We start from the raw sequence: 18,154 nt of genomic DNA on the forward strand, positions 1-18,154 counted from the left end.
GGGGGTATCAGCAGCCGCGCAACGCTAGCACGCGGGCGAGGGAGGTCCAATGACTTGCCAAGGTGATGCGCCGCCATTATCTAGTGTCCGTGTCTCACAGGTTGATTCCATGCACGGTTCTCCCGACCAGCTTGCCCCGCGTGCGCGCCATCTGCTGCGCACGCTGATCGCGCGTTACATCCAGGACGGCGAGCCGGTCGGCTCGCAGACGCTGGCGCGCGTGGCCGGGCTGGAGGTCAGTCCGGCCACCATCCGCAACATCCTGGGTGACCTGGAAGACCTGGGGCTGCTGGCCTCGCCGCACACCTCCGCCGGGCGCGTCCCGACCGCACATGGCTACCGGGTCTTCGTCGACAGCCTGCTGCAGATGCAGCCGCCGGGCGAAGGCGAGCTGGCCCGGTTGCGCCAGGAACTGGCTGGCGGCGGCAGCACCCAGGCCCTGCTCGGCAGCGCCTCGGAGCTGTTGTCGGCGATGAGCCACTTCGTCGGCGTGGTCAGCGCGCCGCGACGCGAGCAGTTCGCCTTCCGCCAGATCGACTTCGTGGCGCTGGACGGGCGCCGGGTGCTGGCGATCCTGGTGTTTGCCGACAACGAGGTGCAGAACCGCGTCATCGAGACCCGGCAGGAGTTCGCGCCGGGCCAGCTGGAGCAGGTCGCGAACTACCTCAATGCCCATTTCGCCGGCCTGCCGATGGCCGAGATCCGCACCCGACTGCTGCTGGAACTGCGCGATGCCCGCTCCGAGCTGGAACAGCTGCTGGCGCACAGCATCGAGCTGGCCGAGCAGGCCCTGCAGCCGGCGGCCGACGACATGCTGGTGGCCGGCCAGACCCGCCTGATGGGGGTGCAGGACCTGTCCGACCTGGAGCGCCTGCGCGAGCTGTTCGAGCTGTTCTCCAGCAAGCGCGAGATCCTGCAGCTGCTGGAGCGGACCATCCAGGCGCCCGGCGTGCGCATCTTCATCGGCGAGGAGACCGGGATGATGCCGCTGCAGGGCGTCTCGCTGGTCACTGCCCCTTACACGGCCAATGGTCAGGTGCTGGGCGTGCTGGGGGTGATCGGCCCCAAGCGGATGGCCTACGACCGCGTGATCCCGCTGGTCCAGGCTACCGCCGATGTGCTGGGCGCGGCGTTTTCGCCAGCCGGCCGCCCGCCGGGAACATCCGACGCTTGAAACGCAGCATCCCGCCCACACTAGGGTGGGTGGAGGCGGAGATTGACCGCCAGGGACCCAGACATGAACCACGAACAGCCAGATATCGAATCCCAGCAGAGTGCCGCTGATGCGGCCGCCACCGCCGGCGTCAACGACGAAGTCGAGCGCCTGCGCGCCGAAATCGAACAGGTCAAGGCCGATGCCCTGCGTGAGCGCGCCGACCTGGAGAACCAGCGCAAGCGCGTTGCCCGTGACATCGAACAGGCCCGCAAGTTCGCCAACGAGAAGCTGCTGGGCGATCTGCTCCCCGTGTTCGACAGCCTGGATGCCGGCCTGAAGGCCGCCGGCGACGAACCGCACCCGCTGCGCGAAGGCCTGGAGCTGACCTACAAGCAGCTGCTGAAGGTGGCCGCCGACAACGGACTGGTCCTGCTGGACCCGATCGGCCAGCCGTTCAACCCGGAACACCACCAGGCCATCAGCCAGGTGCCGACGCCGGGCGCCGCCCCGGGCAGCGTGGTGACCGTGTTCCAGAAGGGCTACCTGCTCAACGAGCGCCTGCTGCGGCCGGCGCTGGTGGTGGTGGCCGCCGATTGATGGACCAGGCCGGGCTTTGCCCGGTCCCGGTTGTGCCAGGCCATGCCTGGCAAGGTTTTCCAGGCGCTGAACACAGCGTTCGGGAGACGGCTTGAATGTTCCACGAGCCTCCCCCACATCGTATTCATCCACCGGCCGAACGGCCGGACTGACACCAACAAGCATCCTCAGGAGTCTCCCCCATGGGCAAGATCATTGGTATCGACCTCGGCACCACCAACTCGTGCGTGGCGATCATGGACGGCGGCAAGGCCCGCGTCATCGAGAATTCGGAAGGCGATCGCACCACCCCGTCGATCGTCGCCTACACCAAGGACGGCGAAGTCCTGGTCGGCGCCTCGGCCAAGCGCCAGGCCGTGACCAACCCGAAGAACACCTTCTACGCGGTGAAGCGCCTGATCGGCCGCAAGTTCACCGACGCCGAAGTGCAGAAGGACATCGCGCACGTCCCGTACAGCATCCTGGCCCATGACAATGGCGACGCCTGGGTGGCCACCAGCGACGGCAAGAAGATGGCCCCGCAGGAAATCTCGGCCAAGGTGCTGGAAAAGATGAAGAAGACCGCCGAGGACTTCCTCGGTGAGAAGGTCACCGAAGCGGTCATCACCGTGCCGGCCTACTTCAACGACAGCCAGCGCCAGGCAACCAAGGACGCCGGCCGCATCGCCGGCCTGGACGTCAAGCGCATCATCAACGAGCCGACCGCGGCCGCGCTGGCCTATGGCCTGGACAAGGGCGACAACAAGGATCGCAAGATCGTGGTGTACGACCTGGGCGGCGGCACCTTCGACGTCTCGGTGATCGAGATCGCCAACGTCGACGGTGAAAAGCAGTTCGAAGTGCTGGCCACCAACGGCGACACCTTCCTGGGTGGCGAAGACTTCGACAACCGCGTCATCGAGTACCTGGTTGAAGAGTTCAACAAGGACCAGGGCATCGACCTGCGCAAGGATCCGCTGGCCCTGCAGCGCCTGAAGGATGCTGCCGAGCGCGCCAAGATCGAGCTGTCCAGCGCCCAGCAGACCGAAGTGAACCTGCCGTACGTCACCGCTGACGCGTCGGGTCCGAAGCACCTGAACATCAAGCTGACCCGCGCCAAGCTGGAAGCCCTGGTGGACGACCTGATCAAGAAGTCGATCGAGCCGTGCCGCGTCGCCCTGAACGATGCCGGCCTGCGTTCGAGCGACATCAGCGAAGTGATCCTGGTCGGCGGCCAGACCCGCATGCCGAAGGTGCAGCAGGCGGTGACCGAGTTCTTCGGCAAGGAACCGCGCAAGGACGTCAACCCGGACGAAGCCGTGGCACTGGGTGCTGCGATCCAGGGCGGCGTGCTGGGCGGCGACGTCAAGGACGTGCTGCTGCTGGACGTGACCCCGCTGTCGCTGGGCATCGAGACCATGGGCGGCGTGTTCACCAAGATCATCGAGAAGAACACCACCATCCCGACCAAGGCCTCGCAGGTGTTCTCCACCGCCGAGGACAACCAGTCGGCCGTGACCGTGCACGTGCTGCAGGGTGAGCGCGAACAGGCCCGCTTCAACAAGTCGCTGGCCAAGTTCGACCTGTCCGGCATCGAGCCGGCCCCGCGTGGCCTGCCGCAGGTGGAAGTGTCCTTCGACATCGACGCCAACGGCATCCTGCACGTGTCGGCCAAGGACAAGAAGACCAACAAGGAACAGAAGGTCGAGATCAAGGCCGGTTCGGGCCTGTCCGAGGAAGAGATCGCGCGCATGGTCGCCGACGCGGAAGCCAACCGCGAAGAAGACAAGAAGTTCCAGGAACTGGTGCAGGCCCGCAACCAGGCCGACGCCCTGATCCACGGTACCCGCAGCGCCATCACCGAGCACGGCAGCAAGGTCGGCGGCGATGTCATCGGCAAGGTCGAGGCGGCCCTGGCCGACCTGGAAACCGCGATGAAGGGTGACGACAAGGCACAGATCGAGGCCAAGTCGAAGGTGCTGGAAGAAGCCGGCCAGTCGCTGTTCGCCGCTGCTTCGGCCGACCAGGGCGGTGCCCCGGGTGCCGACGCCGGCAATGCCGGCAAGGCGCAGGACGACGTGGTCGACGCCGAGTTCACCGAAGTCAAGGACGACAAGAAGTCCTGATCCGGACCGACACGGGACGCTGGCCACCAGCGTCCCGTTGTCGCATCAGGGTCCTGACCGCCCACCGGCGTGTCGGGGCGCCCGACGCAAGAGCGGACCTGGTTCCGCTCTTCCGCTTTGACGAATCCCGACTTTCCGGAACCAGATCCACGATATGAGCAAGCGCGATTATTACGAAGTGCTGGGCGTTGCCCGCACCGCCACCGACGACGAGCTGAAGAAGGCGTACCGTCGCTGCGCGATGAAGTTCCACCCGGACCGCAACCCGGGTGATGCGGCGGCCGAAGCCTCCTTCAAGGAGTGCAAGGAAGCCTACGAAGTGCTGTCCGACGGCAACAAGCGCCGCATGTACGACAGCCATGGCCACGCGGCGTTCGAGCACGGCATGGGCGGCGGCGGGCCGGGCGGCCCGGACATGAACGATATCTTCGGCGATATCTTCGGCAACATCTTTGGCGGCGGTGGCGGTGGTCCGCGCCAGGCGCGTCGCGGCGCCGATATCGGCTACGTGATGGAGCTGGACCTGGAAGAAGCCGTGCGCGGCGTCGAGCGCCGCATCGAGATTCCGACCCTGGCCGAGTGCGGCGACTGCGATGGCAGTGGCTCGGAAGACGGCAAGGTCGAAACCTGCAATGTGTGCCATGGCCGCGGCCAGGTGCGCATCCAGCGCGGCATCTTCGCCATGCAGCAGGCCTGCCACAACTGCGGCGGCCGTGGCCAGATCATCGCCAAGCCCTGCAAGACCTGTCACGGCAACGGCCGTGTCGAGGAAGACAAGGTGCTGTCGGTGAAGGTGCCGGCCGGCGTCGATACCGGCGACCGCATCCGCCTGCAGGGCGAGGGCGAAGCCGGTCCGGCCGGTACGCCACCGGGCGACCTGTACGTGGAAGTGCGCGTGCGCGAGCATGCGATCTTCCAGCGCGATGGCGACGACCTGCACTGCGAAGTGCCGATCCGCATCTCGCAGGCGGCACTGGGTGACACCGTGCGCGTGGCCACCCTCGGCGGCGAAGCGGAGATCCGCATTCCGGCCGAGACCCAGACCGGCAAGCTGTTCCGCCTGCGCGGCAAGGGCGTGCGTTCGGTGCGCAGCCGCAGCGAGGGCGACCTGTACTGCCGCGTGGTGGTGGAGACTCCGGTCAACCTCACCCCTGAGCAGCGCAAGCTGCTGGAACAGTTCGAAGCCACCTTCGTCGGCGAGGAAGCACGCAAGCATTCGCCGAAGTCGGCCACCTTCATGGATGGCGTGAAGGGCTTCTGGGACCGGATGACGTCCTGAGTTTTTCAACCGAAGCGTTGAGCGGTAGCGCCGGGCCATGCCCGGCGTTTTCGTTTGCGATCAGCGGAAAAACGCCGCCGGCGTCTGCGCCAGCTGGCGCTTGAACATGCTGGTGAACGCGCTGGGGCTGTCGTAGCCCATCGCCAGCGCGACATCGATGACCTTGTCGCCGACCGCCAGCCGCTCCAATGCGGCCAGCAGTCGCGCCTGCTGTCGCCACTGGCCGAAGGTCATGCCCAGCTCGTGGGCGAAGTGGCGCTGGATGGTTTTCACGTCCACTTCCAGCGCCTGTGCCCAGTCCTGCAGCGTGGCGTCGTCGCCGGGGTGCTTCTGGATGTGCTGGCAGATCCGCTGCAGGCGCGGGTCGGTGGGCGAGGGCAGGTGCAGCGGGAGCACGTCCATGCGATGCAGTTCGTCCAGCAGCAGGCGTACCACGCGGCCATCGCGGCTGTCTTCGATGTGCTCGCCCTTGATCAGGGTGGCTGCCTGCAGCAGTTCGCGCAGCAGCGGTGCCACCTGTACCGCGAACGGTTCGGCCGGCAACTGCGGGGCGAACGACGGATCGATGTACAGGCTGCGCATGTGCACGGCGGCAATGCAGTCCACCGCGTGCACCATGCCCGCCGGCATCCAGATCGCACGGGTGGAGGGCACGACCCAGCGACCGACTTCCGAGCGCACCACCATCAGCCCCGAGATGGCATAGACCAGCTGGTGGCGCTGGTGCTTGTGGCCTGCGATATGGGTGCCTGCCGGGTACTGGGTAACCCGGTAGGTGACCGGACGATGCAGTGGCACATCACGCCACGGCGCAGCCGGGTCGACATCGCCGGCAATGTCCTTTTTGCGATAGGCCATGACCCGAACGCGGCAGAAGGGAGGGGAGGGCAACCGTAGCATGCGTGGCTCGCCCCCAACCTGACTGCGTCCATGTCCGCCTTGGCTTCTCCCGCAACGACCTCACGTCCGGTGGCTCCCGGTGTGCTGGCAGCTATTTCCACCTCGCATGTCGTCAACGACATGATGCAGTCGCTGATCCTGGCCATCTATCCAGTGATCAAGGGCGGCTTCAACCTGAGCTTCACCCAGATCGGCCTGATCACGCTGACCTATCAGCTGACCGCTTCGATCTTCCAGCCACTGGTTGGCGCCGCCACCGACCGTCGCCCGGCGCCGTACTCGCTGCCGATCGGCATGGCCTCGACCCTGTGCGGCATGCTGCTGCTCGGCTTCGCGCCGAACTATGCGGTGGTGCTGATGGCTGCGGCGATGGTCGGCATTGGTTCGGCCATTTTCCATCCGGAAGCATCGCGCATTGCGCGGCTGGCCTCGGGTGGCCGCCATGGCTTCGCGCAGTCGGTGTTCCAGGTGGGCGGCAATTTCGGTACCGCGCTCGGTCCACTGATTGCTGCAGCCGTGATCGTGCCGCATGGCCAGCATGCCGCGTCGTGGTTTGCCGGCGCCGCGCTGATCGGCATTGCACTGCTGACCTATGTCGGCCGCTGGTACGCGCTGCACCTGGGCACCCCGCGCCCGGCCAGCACCGCCTCGATGGCGCCGCGCCATCCCCCGCGCACCGTGGCCAAGGTGCTGGCGATCCTGCTGGTGCTGATCTTCAGCAAATACTTCTACATGGCCAGCATCGGCAGCTACTTCACCTTCTACCTGATCCACCATTTCGGCATTCCCGTGGCGCAGGCGCAGCTGCATCTGTTCGCATTCCTGGTGGCGTCCGCCGCCGGCGGCTTCCTCGGCGGCCCGCTGGGTGACCGCATCGGCCGCAAGCCGATCATCTGGACCTCGATCCTGGGCGTTGCCCCGTTCGCCCTGATGCTGCCGCATGCGGATCTGTTCTGGACCACGGTGCTGGCGGTGCTGATCGGTTTCGTGTTGTCGTCGGCGTTCTCGGCGATTGTGGTGTACGCACAGGAAATGATGCCGCACCGCATCGGCATGGTGTCCGGCCTGTTCTTCGGCTTTGCGTTCGGCATGGGTGGACTGGGTGCTGCCGTGCTCGGCCTGCTGGCGGACAAGACCAGCATCGAGTACGTCTACCAGTTGACTGCGTTCCTGCCGCTGCTCGGCATCGTGGCGGCGTGGCTGTCGCCGTCGCGGCCTGCTGTTCACTGAGGGGTGCTTCTTTTTGCAGGGCTGCGCCCTGCACCCGCAGAGGCAACGGCAAAAGCCAAAGCGCGCTATCGGTGGATTGGCGGGGTGGGTCCGGTTGAGGGGGACACTGCAAGTACGTCCATGTAGCTCGGTCGCGCCGTTTTCCGCGATCTGTCGGAACAGCGTTCTGCTTTGGTGGGTGCCGACCGTTGGTCGGCACGGGGTCGGATATCGATATTTGACAGACGTGTCGATCAACGGACGACACCTACCAACAGCCGCAGTTGCCAGTAGAGCCACGCCATGCGTGGACGAATTCATTCGGTATCCGACAGATGTGCCGACCAACGGTCGGCACCCACCAGCAGCTGTCGGCCAACTGTCGAAGGTGGGGCGGTGTGGGTGCGCAGGACCGTTGGCGCCATGGATGGCGCCATCGAGCCCCCATGGATGGGTTTACGGCGTGTCCTGACCACCCACACCGCCCCGCCATCCCACGGACAGCCCGCTCTGGCTTTTGATGTTGACGTTGATTCTGCAGGTGCAGGGCTGCAAGCCCTGCCGAAAACCCCCTTGAGCGTAGAATGCGGCCATGAGCGAATCCCTTGATAACCACCTGGTCCACGGCCGCCGCCAGCGGCCCGACGGCCCGTCGCCGATCGATGTCATCTCGGTCCAGTCGCAACTTGTCTACGGCCACGCCGGCAACAGCGCCGCCGTGCCGCCGATGCGCGCTCTCGGCGTGCGCATAGCAGAAATTCCGACCGTGTTGCTCAGCAACGCGCCGTTCTACGACACCACGCGCGGTCGCGTGCTGCCCGCCGACTGGTTCGCCGACCTGCTGCTGGGCACCCACGAGCGCGGCCTGCCGCAGCGGGCGAAGATGCTGGTGTCCGGCTACTTCGGCAGCACCGCCAACGGTGCCGCCTTCGCCGACTGGCTGGACGACATCCTGCCGGCCTGCCCGCAGCTGCGTTACTGCCTGGATCCGGTGATTGGTGATACGCACACCGGCCCCTACGTGGAACCGGGCCTGGAAGCGATCTTCGCAGAGCGCCTGCTGCCGCATGCCTGGCTGGTCACCCCGAACGCCTTTGAACTCAATCGCCTCACCGGTATGCCGGCGCTCGCCGAGGTCGATGCCATCGCCGCCGCACGCACGCTGCTGGATCGTGGCCCGCACTGGGTGATCGCGCACAGCGTGGGCGGCACCCCGGGTGAACTGGTGACCCTGGCTGTCGGCCGCGAGGAGACCTGGCGCTGGACCTCGCCCCTGCTGCCGGTGGACGTGGCCGGTACGGGTGATGTGCTGATGTCGCTGGTGGTGTCGTTCCTGCTGCGCGGCGAATCGATGCAGCAGGCGATCTCGCGTGCGATTGCCGGCACCCACGCGGCCCTGGAGGCGACCCTGGACAACGGCTTCGAAGAATTCGACGTGATCGCTGCAGCGCCTGCCGCGCTGGCCGAGGGGACGCGCTTCCGCGCCGAACGCGTGGCATGAGCGGCCTGCTCGAACGCACGCCGCGCACGGTCGGCATCGTCGGCAGTGCCGGCGCCTACGGGCGCTGGCTGACCCGCTTCTTCCAGCAGCACATGCAGCTGCGGGTCATCGGCCATGATCCGGCTGATCCGGGCTCGCATACGCCGGAACAGCTGCTCGCGCAGGCCGATGTGCTGGTGTTCTCGGCGCCGATCCGGCATACGCCCGCGTTGATCGCCGAGTACGTGCGGCAGTCGGCCGGCCGCGAGCAGGACCGGCTGTGGCTGGACGTGACCTCGGTGAAGGAGGCACCGGTGCAGGCGATGCTGGCCTCGCAGGCCGAGGTGGTCGGGCTGCACCCGATGACCGCGCCACCGAAAGCGCCGACCCTGAAGGGTCGGGTGATGGTGGTCTGCGAAGCGCGGCTGCGGCACTGGCAGCCATGGGTCGATTCGCTGTGCACGGCGCTGCAGGCTGAGTGCGTGCGGGCCACGCCGCAGCATCACGACCAGATGATGGCGCTGGTACAGGCGATGGTGCATGCCACCCACCTGGCCCAGGCCGGCGTGCTGCGCCAGTACCAGCCGCAGCTGGGCGACCTGGCCGCGATGATGCCGTACCGGTCGGCATCGTTCGAACTGGATACGGCGATCATCTCGCGCATCCTGTCGCTGAACCCCGCTATCTACGAGGACATCCAGTTCGGCAACCCGTACGTGGCGCCGATGCTGGAGCGCTTGGTCGGCCAGCTGCAGGCCCTGCAGGCCCAGGTCGGACAGGCCGACGACACTGCACGCAGTGCATTCCGTGAGCAGCTGCTGTCGGCCAGCCGCAGTGCCTTCGGCGAGCAGGCACTGGCCGAGGGCAACTACACCTTTGAACGCGTGGGCTATCTGCTGGCTGACCTGACCGAGCGCAATGCGTTGTCGGTGCACCTGCCGGAAGACCGGCCGGGCTCACTGCGTGAACTGCTGAATGTGTTCGAGCAGCACCGCATCAGCCTGGCCTCGATCCATTCCTCGCGCACGCCTGGCGGCGAAGTGCATTTCCGGATCGGGTTCGTGGCCGGCAGCGATCCGGGGGCGATCAGTCGCGCGGCCGCTGAAGTGGACGCCAGCGGCATCGGGCGGGTGCTGGGCTGAGCACATTCATCCACAGGCGGTGTGGATGATTTCTGAGCAAAGGTGTGGATAACCTCGCTCAGCCCTTGGTAGTAAAGGCTGTCAAGATGCTTGGTCAAAAATTGATCACGCTTTTTGTAGGGTCGAGCCATGCTCGACCGCCTTTGGCAAAAAGCGTGTCGACCAAGGTCGACACCTACCAGAGGCAAAAGGCGTGTCGACCAAGGTCGACACCCACCAGAGCGGAGCGGTACGAAATCCGGTGGCGCCGGGCCATGCCCGGCGAACCTCAGATCGTCAGCCTCAGCTCACCGCCACTGGTGGTGAACTCGCGGCCGTCGCGTACCAGCGGCCGTCCATCATCCAGTTCGTAGCGTGGCGTGGCTTCGGAATGGTGCCCGCTGCCATTCGCCTCGGGCTTGAACTCGATGATGATGTGGCTTTCGCCGTTGCTGTCGACGGCGGGGAACTGACGGAACGACATCGTGCACCTCCTTCAGCGGATGCTGCTGTTGCGCGGCCAGCTTGGCCGCGCCGATGTTAGGCGGACGTCATCAATCGATGAACTGCAGGCGTGCAAGTTCAGCGTACAGTCCGCCTTCGGCCAGCAGCTGCGCGTGCGTGCCCTCGGCGACGATGCGGCCCTGGTCCATCACCACGATGCGGTCGGCCTTGAGCACGGTGGCCAGGCGGTGGGCAATGACCAGCGTGGTGCGGCCCGCCATCAGGCGTTCCAGCGCTTGCTGCACGCTGTGCTCGCTCTGCGCGTCCAACGCGCTGGTGGCTTCGTCCAGCAGCAGGATCGGCGCATCCTTCAGCAGTGCGCGGGCAATCGCCACACGCTGCTGCTGGCCACCGGACAGGCGGGCGCCGCGCTCGCCCAGCTCACTGTCATAGCCCTGCGGCAACGCGCGCAGGAATCCGTCCGCCTCGGCGGCGCGTGCGGCATCTTCCACCTCGCTGTCGCTGGCCTGCAGGCGGCCATAGCGGATGTTGTCGCGCGCGCTGGCGGCAAACAGCGTCGGCTGCTGCGGAACCAGCGCCAGCTGTCCGCGCAGTTCGGCCGGGTCGACCTGGCGCACGTCGATGCCATCCACGCAGATGCGGCCACTGGCCGGATCGTGGAAGCGCAGCAGCATCGACAGCACCGTGCTCTTGCCTGCGCCGGACGGGCCAACCAGGGCCACCGTCTCGCCCGGGCGCACGTGCAGGTTGAAATGGTCCAGCGCCGCCTGGTCAGGCCGCTGCGGGTAATGGAACACCACGTCGTCGAACCGGATCTCGCCACGCAGCGGCTGCGGCAGCACGTGCGGCTGCGCCGGCGCGCGGATCTCGATGTCTTCCTGCAGCAGTTCGCCGATGCGGCCCATGCCGCCGGCCGCGCGCTGCAGTTCGTTCCAGACTTCGGCCAGCGCACCGACCGAACCACCACCGATCAGCGCGTACAGCACGAACTGGCCAAGGGTGCCTGCGCTGAGGCGGCCGTCGATGACATCGTGCGCGCCCAGCCACAGCACGCCGACGATGGCGCCGAACACCAGCAGGATGGCGCTGGCGGTGACCAGCGACTGCGCACCGATGCGGCGGCGGGCGGCCTTGATGGCATCGCCCAGTGCATGGTCGAAGCGGCCGCGCTCGTAGGGTTCGCGTGCATGCGCCTGTACCGTCCTTACGGCGCCCAGGGTCTCGCTGGCCAGGCTGTTCGCATCGGCGATGCGGTCCTGGCTGCTGCGCGCGACGGTGCGCAGCTTGCGCGCACCGATAATGATCGGCAGTACCGCAAGCGGAATGCCCAGCAGCGACCACGCCGCCAGCCGCGGGCTGGTGACGAACAGCATCGCCAGACTGCCGACCACCGTGACGCTGCTGCGCAATGCCACCGACATGGTCGAGCCGACCACGCTGCGCAGCAGCTCACTGTCGGCGGTCAGGCGCGAGACCAGCTCACCGCTGCGGCTGCGGTCATGGAAGCCGGCACCGAGCTGGATGAGGTGTGCGTAGAGGCGGCTGCGCAGGTCAGCCACGACCTTTTCGCCCAGCAGCGACACGAAGTAGAAGCGCGCGGCGGTGGCCAGGGCCAGCACCACGGCCACCAGCATCAGCAGGGCGAAGGCACGGTTGATCTGGCCGCCGCTGCTGAAGCCATGGTCGATCATCTGCTTGACCGCCGGCGGCAGGCTCAGCGTGGCCGCCGAAGACACCGCCAGGGCCATCAGCCAAGCGGTGAACAGGCCACTGTGGCGGCGCACGAACGGCCATAGCGTGCGCAGGCTGCCAAGGCGGCGCAGCGGCGGGGGCGAGGCGGGGGCGCCGTCCTTGTCAGTCATCCTGGTGGTCGTCTTCTATGCGGATACGGTCACGAGTGGCGTCGCGCAGGCGGATTTTCAATGCGTCGACCTGATCGGCCGGCAATTCGACCCGCAGGCACACCCCGTTCGCGTCGAACTGTTCATCGCGCTTCTCCGCGCCGAACCCCGGCAGGGCCGCATGCAGGGTGCCCAGGTCTTCGAAGCCGGCCTGCAGCTGCAGCCGTGCCATGGCGACCAGCGCCAGCCGCGGCGCGGTGCGCAGGCATTCTGCGGCGGCGCCACCGTACGCCCGGACCAGGCCGCCGGCGCCGAGCTTGATGCCACCGAACCAGCGCGTCACCACCACCATCACCCGATCGAAGCCCTGCCCGTCGATCGCGGCCAGGATCGGCCGCCCGGCGGTGCCTGCCGGCTCGCCATCATCGCTGGAGCGGTAGTCCTGGCCATGCCGGTAGGCCCAGCAGTTGTGCGTAGCGTCGGCCACGGCAACCTGTTGCAGGAACGCCAGCGCTGCGGGGGCGCCGTCGATCGGCGCGGCATGGGCGATGAAACGGCTGTGTTTGACTTCCAGCGTGTGGCTGACGGGCTGGGCGAGGGTATCGAGCATTCCCGCCATTCTACGGTGTTGCCGGGTACCCCCGCCCGTTTCAGTCGTCCAGCAGCGGGCGCAGGTCGCGCGGCAGGCGCGCTTCCGGATACTGTTGGATGTAGCGTTCCAGGCTGGCGCGGGCGAGGTCGCGCTGGTCCTGGTCACGGCGCTCGCGGATTTTCTGCAGCCACTGCCGGCGTGGCAGGCGCGCGTCGGCGTCCACCTCGGCCTGCACGGTATCCGCGCTCAGGCCCGCATCGCTGCCGCGGCGCATGATGCCCGGAGCCGAACGGCTGGGAGCCTCACGCTTCATCGAGGTGATCTCCACCCGATCCAGCGCCTCCGCCCGCTCGACCTCGGCGGCATTGGCTGCCGGTGCAGGTGCCGCGGCCGTGCGTGCTTTCAGTGCCCCGGACGCTGCCGGCGCGAATGCCGGTGCAGGTGCCGGTGCCGAGTAGGCGGCGGATGCCGGTGGCGCAGGCGGCGCTGCGGCCGGTGCTGCCGTCGGCGCTGGCGGGAGGGCCGCAAAGGCGGTATCGGCGGCCGCATCCGCAGCCATCGATCGTGCAGCCTGGGCCGGCGCTTCAGCGGTCTCGGCCGGCGCCGGCTCGGGCGCGCGTGCGATGGCCGGTGCCGGGGCAGCGGCAACAGGGGCGGCCTCGGGTGCTGCGGGCGCAGCGCTTGGTTCGGCGGCCGCCACAGCGCTGTCGGCTGCACTGCGGTCAGCGGCCTGATCGGCAGCCGCAACGTCTTCTGCCGCTGCCGGTGCCGCAGCAACAGCGGCCTCACCGGCCGGAACCGGCGGCGGTTCCGGACGCAGCTGCCAGGCGATGCCGATGGCAAACACCATCGAGGCGGCGATGCCGAACACCGCCGGCCAACGCGGGCGTGTGCGCTGCGTGCGCGGCGCCTCGGGAGAGGCGACCGCATCGGCCGCCGGCGCGTCCACGGCGGCGCGGGCCGCGGCCAGGATGGCAGCGTCCAGTGCGGCGGGCGGAGCCTGCTCGGCGCGACGGCCGAGCAGCCGGGCCAGCTCGCGTTCTTCCGGCGTCAGCGGTTCGTCTCGGTTCATGCGTTCAATCCCGCACGCAGCTTGTCCATCGCATAGCGCAGCCGCGATTTCACGGTTTCCCGGCCTACGCCGGTGATCTGGCCGATCTCCTCCAGGCTCAGTTCCTGATCCAGCCGCAGTTGCAGCACTTCGCGCTGCTCAGGCGGCAGTTGTTCCATCGCCAGCTGGATGCGGCGACGTTGTTCGAATTCGGAAAGCTCGCCTTCCGGGGTCTGCCCATCCTCGATCGCGGCCAGGCGCAGATCGGCATCGGCCGGGGCAGCCGGGCGGTGGCGGGCGGCGCGCCAATGGTCGTTCAGGCGGTTGTGGGCGATGCGGAACAGCCAGGTGCTGAACGCCGCGTCCGGTTGCCACCCGGCACGGGCGCTGATCACCCGCTGCCAGACGTCCTGGAAGATCTCCTCGGCCAGCGCGGTGTCGCGCAGTTGCCGCAGCAGGAAGCCGAACAGGCGCTTGCGGTGGCGCCCATACAGGCTTTCGAACGCGCGCAGGTCGCCACCGGCCCAGGCCAGCATCAAGGCTTCATCGGTTGGCAGTGCGCTGGCTTCCACGGCGTACAGGGTAAGGCCTGCAGGCGGTGGCGCATAGCCGGTGGCAGGGGCGGGCAGGGCGAGGTTCATGGCATGGAAGCAGCTACGGACAGCACGAAAAACGTACGGGCGCACGATTCGGGGTTTACGGGCTTCCATTGCCCCCCGGGTGGCGCGCTATGCTCGGCGGCTCAGGGGAGGCGACGCACAGACGGCGCCAAGAGATTGTCATTTGTCCACGCATGCTGAATCGGCGGAAGAGCCACTACACGAGGCCGTGTTGAGCACGGCGCTGGTGCGCGCGTTGCATGCGCTTTTGCCGGAAACGGCCGTGGTCCGCGTTGGCTGGGACGACCCGCAGCTGGGGAGTGGCCGAGGGGGCTGGCCCTTGCATGCGATTGACAGCGCTGCGTCCGTGGAGCCCGCCACCGGCGATGGCCAGCACGGCTGGGAGTATGACGGTGCGCGGCTGCTGCTGTCGGTTGCGGGCGCGGTGCCTTCACCCGCTTGGTGGGGGCTGGCCCGGCAGGCGATTGAGCTGGCGCTGCAGCGCGGCCGCCAGGCCGGCCAGATCAAGGCACTGGAAGAGGCCGAACGGCTGCAGCAGGCCCTGTTCCAGATTGCAGATCTGGCCGGTGCCGACCTGGAAATGCCCGAGATGCTGCGCCACGTGCATGGTGTGCTGGGCACGCTGATGTATGCCGAGAACTGCTACATCGTGGAATACGACGATGTGCGCGACCAGATACGCTTCCTGTACTTCGCCGATCAGGTCGATGACTTCGTCGCCGATCCCACGCAGAGCCATGACGCCAGCGAGATGCCGCGCAGCCTGACCGTGGCGCTGTTGCGCCATGGCAAGCCGCTCAGTGGTCCCTCGCGCAGGCTGCTGGCGCAGGTGATGGAACAGGAGCACGACCCGCAGCGTGGGCCCGAAAGCCTGGACTGGCTGGGCGTGCCGATGCTGCGGGACGGCCGCGTCTGCGGCGCCATCGTGGTTCAGAGCTATGAACAGGCAGCCCGCTATGGCGAGGCCGAGCGCGCATTGCTGGGCTTCGTTGCGCAGCACGTACAGACCGCGATGGACCGGCGCCAGGCGCAGGTGCGGCTGGAGCAGCAGGTGGCGCGGCGCACCCAGGAACTGCAGCGCGCCAACCGCAGCCTGCAGGATGAGGTGGCCGAGCGTCGCCGTGCCGAACAGTTGCAGACCGCGCTGTACAACATCGCCGAGATGGCGATGTCTGCCGACAGCCTGGACCAGTTCTATGGTCAGGTGCATGGGGTGGTCGGGCGCCTGCTCGACGCACGCAATTTCTACATCGCCCTGGTCAACCCGGCCGGCAACGGCCTGGACTTCGTGTATTCGGTGGACGAGCACAATGCCAGCCGCGCGCCACGGCCGTTCAGCCGGGGCCTGACCGAATACGTGGTGCGCAACCGGCGCCCGCTGCTGGCGTCACGCGCGCAGATCGATGCGCTGCTGGCCAGTGGTGAAGTGCGCGAGTCCGGCGCGCGCTCGCATTGCTGGCTGGGCGTGCCGTTGCTGCGCGACGATGAGGTGGTGGGTGCGATCGTGGTGCAGAGCTACAGCGAGAACAGCACGTTCAGCGTGCACGATCAGCGGCTGCTGACCTTCGTTGCGCAGAACATCGGAACCGGGCTTGCGCGCCAGCGCGACCAGCAGCGGCTGCGTTCGGCACATGCCGAGCTGGAAAAGCGCGTTGAGGAACGCACCCGCGAACTGGCCGAGGTCAACGAAAAGCTGCTTGGGCAGATCGGTGAGCGCCTGCGTGCCGAGCAGCGCCTGACCCACCAGGCCATGCACGATGCGCTGACAGGCCTGCCCAACCGCCTGCACCTGCTGGATCGCCTGCAGGATTCACTGTCGCTGGCCAAGCGCGAGGGCGGACCGGTGTTCGCCGTGCTGTTCCTCGATCTGGACCGCTTCAAGCTGGTCAACGACAGCATCGGCCATGCCGCCGGCGACCGCATGCTGGTGGAAGTGGCCAAGCGCATCGTGTCGATGGCAGGTGCCGAAGATGTGGTGGCCCGGCTTGGCGGTGATGAGTTCGCTGTGCTGCTGCAGTGCCCGCAGGGCCTGGCGCAGGCACTGGATTTCGGCCAGCGGCTGCTGCTGGCGTTGCAGGAATCGATGTGGATCGCCGGGCGCGAACTGTTTCCGTCCGGCAGCCTGGGCATTGCCCTGTGGAATCCGCGCTACCGCACCGGAGAAGAGCTGCTGCGCGATGCGGATGCGGCCATGTACCGGGCCAAGGCGCAGGGCCATGACCGCTGTGCGATCTTCGACGAGGACATGCGCGAAGAAGCCATGCGCAGCCTGGACCTGGAAGCCGACCTGCGCCGTGCGATCAACAACCGCGATTTCGTGCCGTTCTATCAGCCGATCGTGCGCTTGTCCGACGGCGAAGTGGTCGGTCACGAGGCGCTGCTGCGCTGGCAGCATGAGCGCCGTGGCCTGCTGCTGCCCGGCGCGTTCCTGGAGCTGGGTGAAGAGAGCGGCCTGATCGAACAGGTGGACTGGCTGATCTACGAGCAGGTCATCGCGGGGCTGGCACGGGGAGGCGAAGGCTACGTCTCGGTGAACGTATCGCCCCGGCATTTCCGCTCGGCAGAGTTCAGTGATCGCCTGTTCGGCCTGCTCGACAGCTGTGGTGCCGATCCGCGCCGGCTGCGCCTGGAAATCACCGAGGTGGCGTTGCTGGACGACGGCCCGCACACGCTGCGTATCCTGCAGGGCCTGCGCGAGCGCGGCATCCAGGTGCAGCTGGACGATTTCGGTACCGGGTTCTCCGCGCTGTCCTACCTCCACCGTTTCCCGATCAGCACGCTGAAGATCGACCAGAGCTTCATCGCCGGCCTGCACGGTCCGGAAGTGCAGAGTACGCGGGCGCTGGTGGAAGGCGTGCTGTCGCTGGCGCGCACGCTGGGCATTGAGACCATTGGCGAAGGCATCGAGACCGACGCGCAGCGGCAGACCCTGCGTGAACTGGGCTGCGACTACGGCCAGGGCTACCTGCTGGGGCGGCCCGCGCCGTGGGCGCACGCGGCGGCCTGAGCCACCGCGTGCAGCTGCATCATCGCAGGGCGGCGCGGCGCTTCTCGTCGATCCACTTCGAGGCCTGGGCCGGCTGGTAGTTCTTCATCCACTCCAGCATCTCTTCGATGTCCGAGCCGTACCACAGGTCCTGGCGCTGGTCCGGATGCAGGAAGCGTTCTTCCACCATGCGATCGATCATGCCGATCAGCGGGGCGTAGAAGCCGTCCACATCGAGGAATGCGCATGGCTTGTTGCCGATGCCCAGCTGGCGCCAGGTCAGCATCTCGAAGATCTCTTCCATGGTGCCGAAGCCGCCGGGCAGGGCGACGAAACCGTCGGCAAGATCGAACATGCGCGACTTGCGCTCATGCATCGAACCGACGATCTCCAGTTCGGTCAGGCCACGGTGCGCCACTTCCCAGTCGGCCAGCTGGCGCGGGATCACGCCGGTCACCTCGCCGCCAGCGGCGAGCACGGCATTGGCCACGGTTCCCATCAGGCCGACGTTGCCGCCGCCATACACCAGGCGCAGGCCGTCGCGGGCGATGCGGTCACCCAGGGCAATGGCGCGTTCGGTGTAGGCCGGCTTGCTGCCAGCGTTGGAACCACAGTACACACAGATCGATTTCATGGATCTTCCTGTCTCTTGGCCGGAAACGAAAACGCCCCGTCGCCAACCGCAGGGCGGTCGGGGACGGGGTGTCCTTGGATTATGAGCCCTTCTGTAGAGCCGAGCCATGCTCGGCTGA

The 18,154-nt window shown here is 67.3% G+C and carries 15 protein-coding genes; 8 read left to right on the forward strand and 7 right to left on the reverse strand.

Annotation, left to right across the window (positions count from 1 at the left end; all coding sequences use genetic code 11):
- The first annotated feature begins 109 nt into the window (after positions 1-109).
- The 4 genes from hrcA to dnaJ all read left to right on the forward strand — a co-directional run bounded on the left by hrcA (position 110) and on the right by dnaJ (position 5,137).
- Entirely contained in the window at positions 110-1,174 is a 1,065-nt protein-coding gene (gene hrcA, locus ACSYAO_RS08310) for a heat-inducible transcriptional repressor HrcA (protein ID WP_005409239.1), read from the forward strand.
- 63 nt (positions 1,175-1,237) lie between these two features.
- Positions 1,238-1,753 (forward strand): nucleotide exchange factor GrpE, encoded by a 516-nt coding sequence (gene grpE, locus ACSYAO_RS08315; RefSeq protein WP_049460534.1) that lies wholly within the window; start codon positions 1,238-1,240, stop codon positions 1,751-1,753.
- Positions 1,754-1,935: 182 nt separating this feature from the next.
- Entirely contained in the window at positions 1,936-3,858 is a 1,923-nt protein-coding gene (gene dnaK / locus ACSYAO_RS08320; RefSeq protein WP_059034049.1) for a molecular chaperone DnaK, read from the forward strand.
- A 154-nt stretch (positions 3,859-4,012) separates the two neighbouring features.
- Positions 4,013-5,137: a molecular chaperone DnaJ gene (gene dnaJ, locus ACSYAO_RS08325; protein WP_005409242.1), complete on the forward strand. Its 1,125-nt coding sequence runs from the start codon at positions 4,013-4,015 to the stop codon at positions 5,135-5,137.
- Positions 5,138-5,197: 60 nt separating this feature from the next.
- On the opposite strand, the gene ACSYAO_RS08330 is transcribed toward dnaJ, so the two are convergent.
- The gene (locus ACSYAO_RS08330) at positions 5,198-5,995 is read right to left on the reverse strand and encodes an AraC family transcriptional regulator (RefSeq protein ID WP_005413009.1); all 798 of its coding nucleotides are present in this window, start codon (positions 5,993-5,995) and stop codon (positions 5,198-5,200) included.
- A gap of 72 nt (positions 5,996-6,067) precedes the next feature.
- On the opposite strand from ACSYAO_RS08330, the gene ACSYAO_RS08335 reads away from it, so the two are divergent.
- From ACSYAO_RS08335 to ACSYAO_RS08345, 3 genes are all read left to right on the forward strand, one after another.
- Positions 6,068-7,267 carry an MFS transporter gene (locus tag ACSYAO_RS08335; RefSeq protein WP_076739236.1) on the forward strand — a complete coding sequence of 400 codons (1,200 nt, stop codon included), beginning with the start codon at positions 6,068-6,070 and terminating at the stop codon, positions 7,265-7,267.
- Positions 7,268-7,838: 571 nt separating this feature from the next.
- Positions 7,839-8,747, forward strand: a complete 909-nt coding sequence (pdxY, locus tag ACSYAO_RS08340; protein WP_099562573.1) for a pyridoxal kinase — start codon at positions 7,839-7,841, stop codon at positions 8,745-8,747.
- Positions 8,744-9,868 (forward strand): prephenate dehydrogenase, encoded by a 1,125-nt coding sequence (locus tag ACSYAO_RS08345; protein WP_076739234.1) that lies wholly within the window; start codon positions 8,744-8,746, stop codon positions 9,866-9,868. The genes pdxY and ACSYAO_RS08345 overlap by 4 nt, the downstream gene beginning before the upstream one ends.
- Before the next feature lie 268 nt (positions 9,869-10,136).
- Here the strand turns inward: ACSYAO_RS08345 and ACSYAO_RS08350 are convergent, their stop codons facing one another.
- The 5 genes from ACSYAO_RS08350 to ACSYAO_RS08370 form a co-directional block, all read right to left on the reverse strand.
- A complete protein-coding gene (locus ACSYAO_RS08350) occupies positions 10,137-10,331 on the reverse strand; it encodes a hypothetical protein (RefSeq protein WP_005409247.1) in 195 nt (64 codons plus the stop codon).
- 70 nt (positions 10,332-10,401) lie between these two features.
- Entirely contained in the window at positions 10,402-12,174 is a 1,773-nt protein-coding gene (locus ACSYAO_RS08355) for an ABC transporter transmembrane domain-containing protein (RefSeq protein ID WP_005413014.1), read from the reverse strand.
- Positions 12,167-12,763, reverse strand: a complete 597-nt coding sequence (locus ACSYAO_RS08360; RefSeq protein ID WP_005409249.1) for an IMPACT family protein — start codon at positions 12,761-12,763, stop codon at positions 12,167-12,169. Before ACSYAO_RS08360 ends, ACSYAO_RS08355 begins: the two co-directional genes overlap by 8 nt.
- Positions 12,764-12,803: 40 nt before the next feature.
- On the reverse strand, positions 12,804-13,817 hold the full coding sequence (locus ACSYAO_RS08365) for a hypothetical protein (protein WP_076739233.1): 1,014 nt from the start codon (positions 13,815-13,817) through the stop codon (positions 12,804-12,806).
- Positions 13,814-14,332, reverse strand: coding sequence for an RNA polymerase sigma factor (locus ACSYAO_RS08370; protein WP_229295586.1), 519 nt, complete (start codon positions 14,330-14,332; stop codon positions 13,814-13,816). Before ACSYAO_RS08370 ends, ACSYAO_RS08365 begins: the two co-directional genes overlap by 4 nt.
- Positions 14,333-14,624: 292 nt before the next feature.
- Here ACSYAO_RS08370 and ACSYAO_RS08375 point away from each other — a divergent pair, with 292 nt between their 5' ends.
- On the forward strand, positions 14,625-17,423 hold the full coding sequence (locus tag ACSYAO_RS08375) for a bifunctional diguanylate cyclase/phosphodiesterase (RefSeq protein ID WP_224481947.1): 2,799 nt from the start codon (positions 14,625-14,627) through the stop codon (positions 17,421-17,423).
- A 19-nt stretch (positions 17,424-17,442) separates the two neighbouring features.
- On the opposite strand, the gene ACSYAO_RS08380 is transcribed toward ACSYAO_RS08375, so the two are convergent.
- Positions 17,443-18,036, reverse strand: coding sequence for a TIGR00730 family Rossman fold protein (locus ACSYAO_RS08380; protein ID WP_005409253.1), 594 nt, complete (start codon positions 18,034-18,036; stop codon positions 17,443-17,445).
- Positions 18,037-18,154 lie beyond the last annotated feature (118 nt).

Source organism: Stenotrophomonas sp. STK16_22 (assembly GCF_051984505.1).
Classification (GTDB): domain Bacteria; phylum Pseudomonadota; class Gammaproteobacteria; order Xanthomonadales; family Xanthomonadaceae; genus Stenotrophomonas; species Stenotrophomonas maltophilia_A.

Bases quoted from the DNA above. Each gene is read 5' to 3' on its own strand.
- hrcA (WP_005409239.1), top strand. From the start codon at position 110: ATGCACGGTTCTCCCGACCAGCTTGCCCCGCGTGCGCGCCATCTGCTG.
- grpE (WP_049460534.1), top strand. From the start codon at position 1,238: ATGAACCACGAACAGCCAGATATCGAATCCCAGCAGAGTGCCGCTGAT.
- dnaK (WP_059034049.1), top strand. From the start codon at position 1,936: ATGGGCAAGATCATTGGTATCGACCTCGGCACCACCAACTCGTGCGTG.
- dnaJ (WP_005409242.1), top strand. From the start codon at position 4,013: ATGAGCAAGCGCGATTATTACGAAGTGCTGGGCGTTGCCCGCACCGCC.
- ACSYAO_RS08330 (WP_005413009.1), bottom strand. From the start codon at position 5,995: ATGGCCTATCGCAAAAAGGACATTGCCGGCGATGTCGACCCGGCTGCG.
- ACSYAO_RS08335 (WP_076739236.1), top strand. From the start codon at position 6,068: ATGTCCGCCTTGGCTTCTCCCGCAACGACCTCACGTCCGGTGGCTCCC.
- pdxY (WP_099562573.1), top strand. From the start codon at position 7,839: ATGAGCGAATCCCTTGATAACCACCTGGTCCACGGCCGCCGCCAGCGG.
- ACSYAO_RS08345 (WP_076739234.1), top strand. From the start codon at position 8,744: ATGAGCGGCCTGCTCGAACGCACGCCGCGCACGGTCGGCATCGTCGGC.
- ACSYAO_RS08350 (WP_005409247.1), bottom strand. From the start codon at position 10,331: ATGTCGTTCCGTCAGTTCCCCGCCGTCGACAGCAACGGCGAAAGCCAC.
- ACSYAO_RS08355 (WP_005413014.1), bottom strand. From the start codon at position 12,174: ATGACTGACAAGGACGGCGCCCCCGCCTCGCCCCCGCCGCTGCGCCGC.
- ACSYAO_RS08360 (WP_005409249.1), bottom strand. From the start codon at position 12,763: ATGCTCGATACCCTCGCCCAGCCCGTCAGCCACACGCTGGAAGTCAAA.
- ACSYAO_RS08365 (WP_076739233.1), bottom strand. From the start codon at position 13,817: ATGAACCGAGACGAACCGCTGACGCCGGAAGAACGCGAGCTGGCCCGG.
- ACSYAO_RS08370 (WP_229295586.1), bottom strand. From the start codon at position 14,332: ATGCTGGCCTGGGCCGGTGGCGACCTGCGCGCGTTCGAAAGCCTGTAT.
- ACSYAO_RS08380 (WP_005409253.1), bottom strand. From the start codon at position 18,036: ATGAAATCGATCTGTGTGTACTGTGGTTCCAACGCTGGCAGCAAGCCG.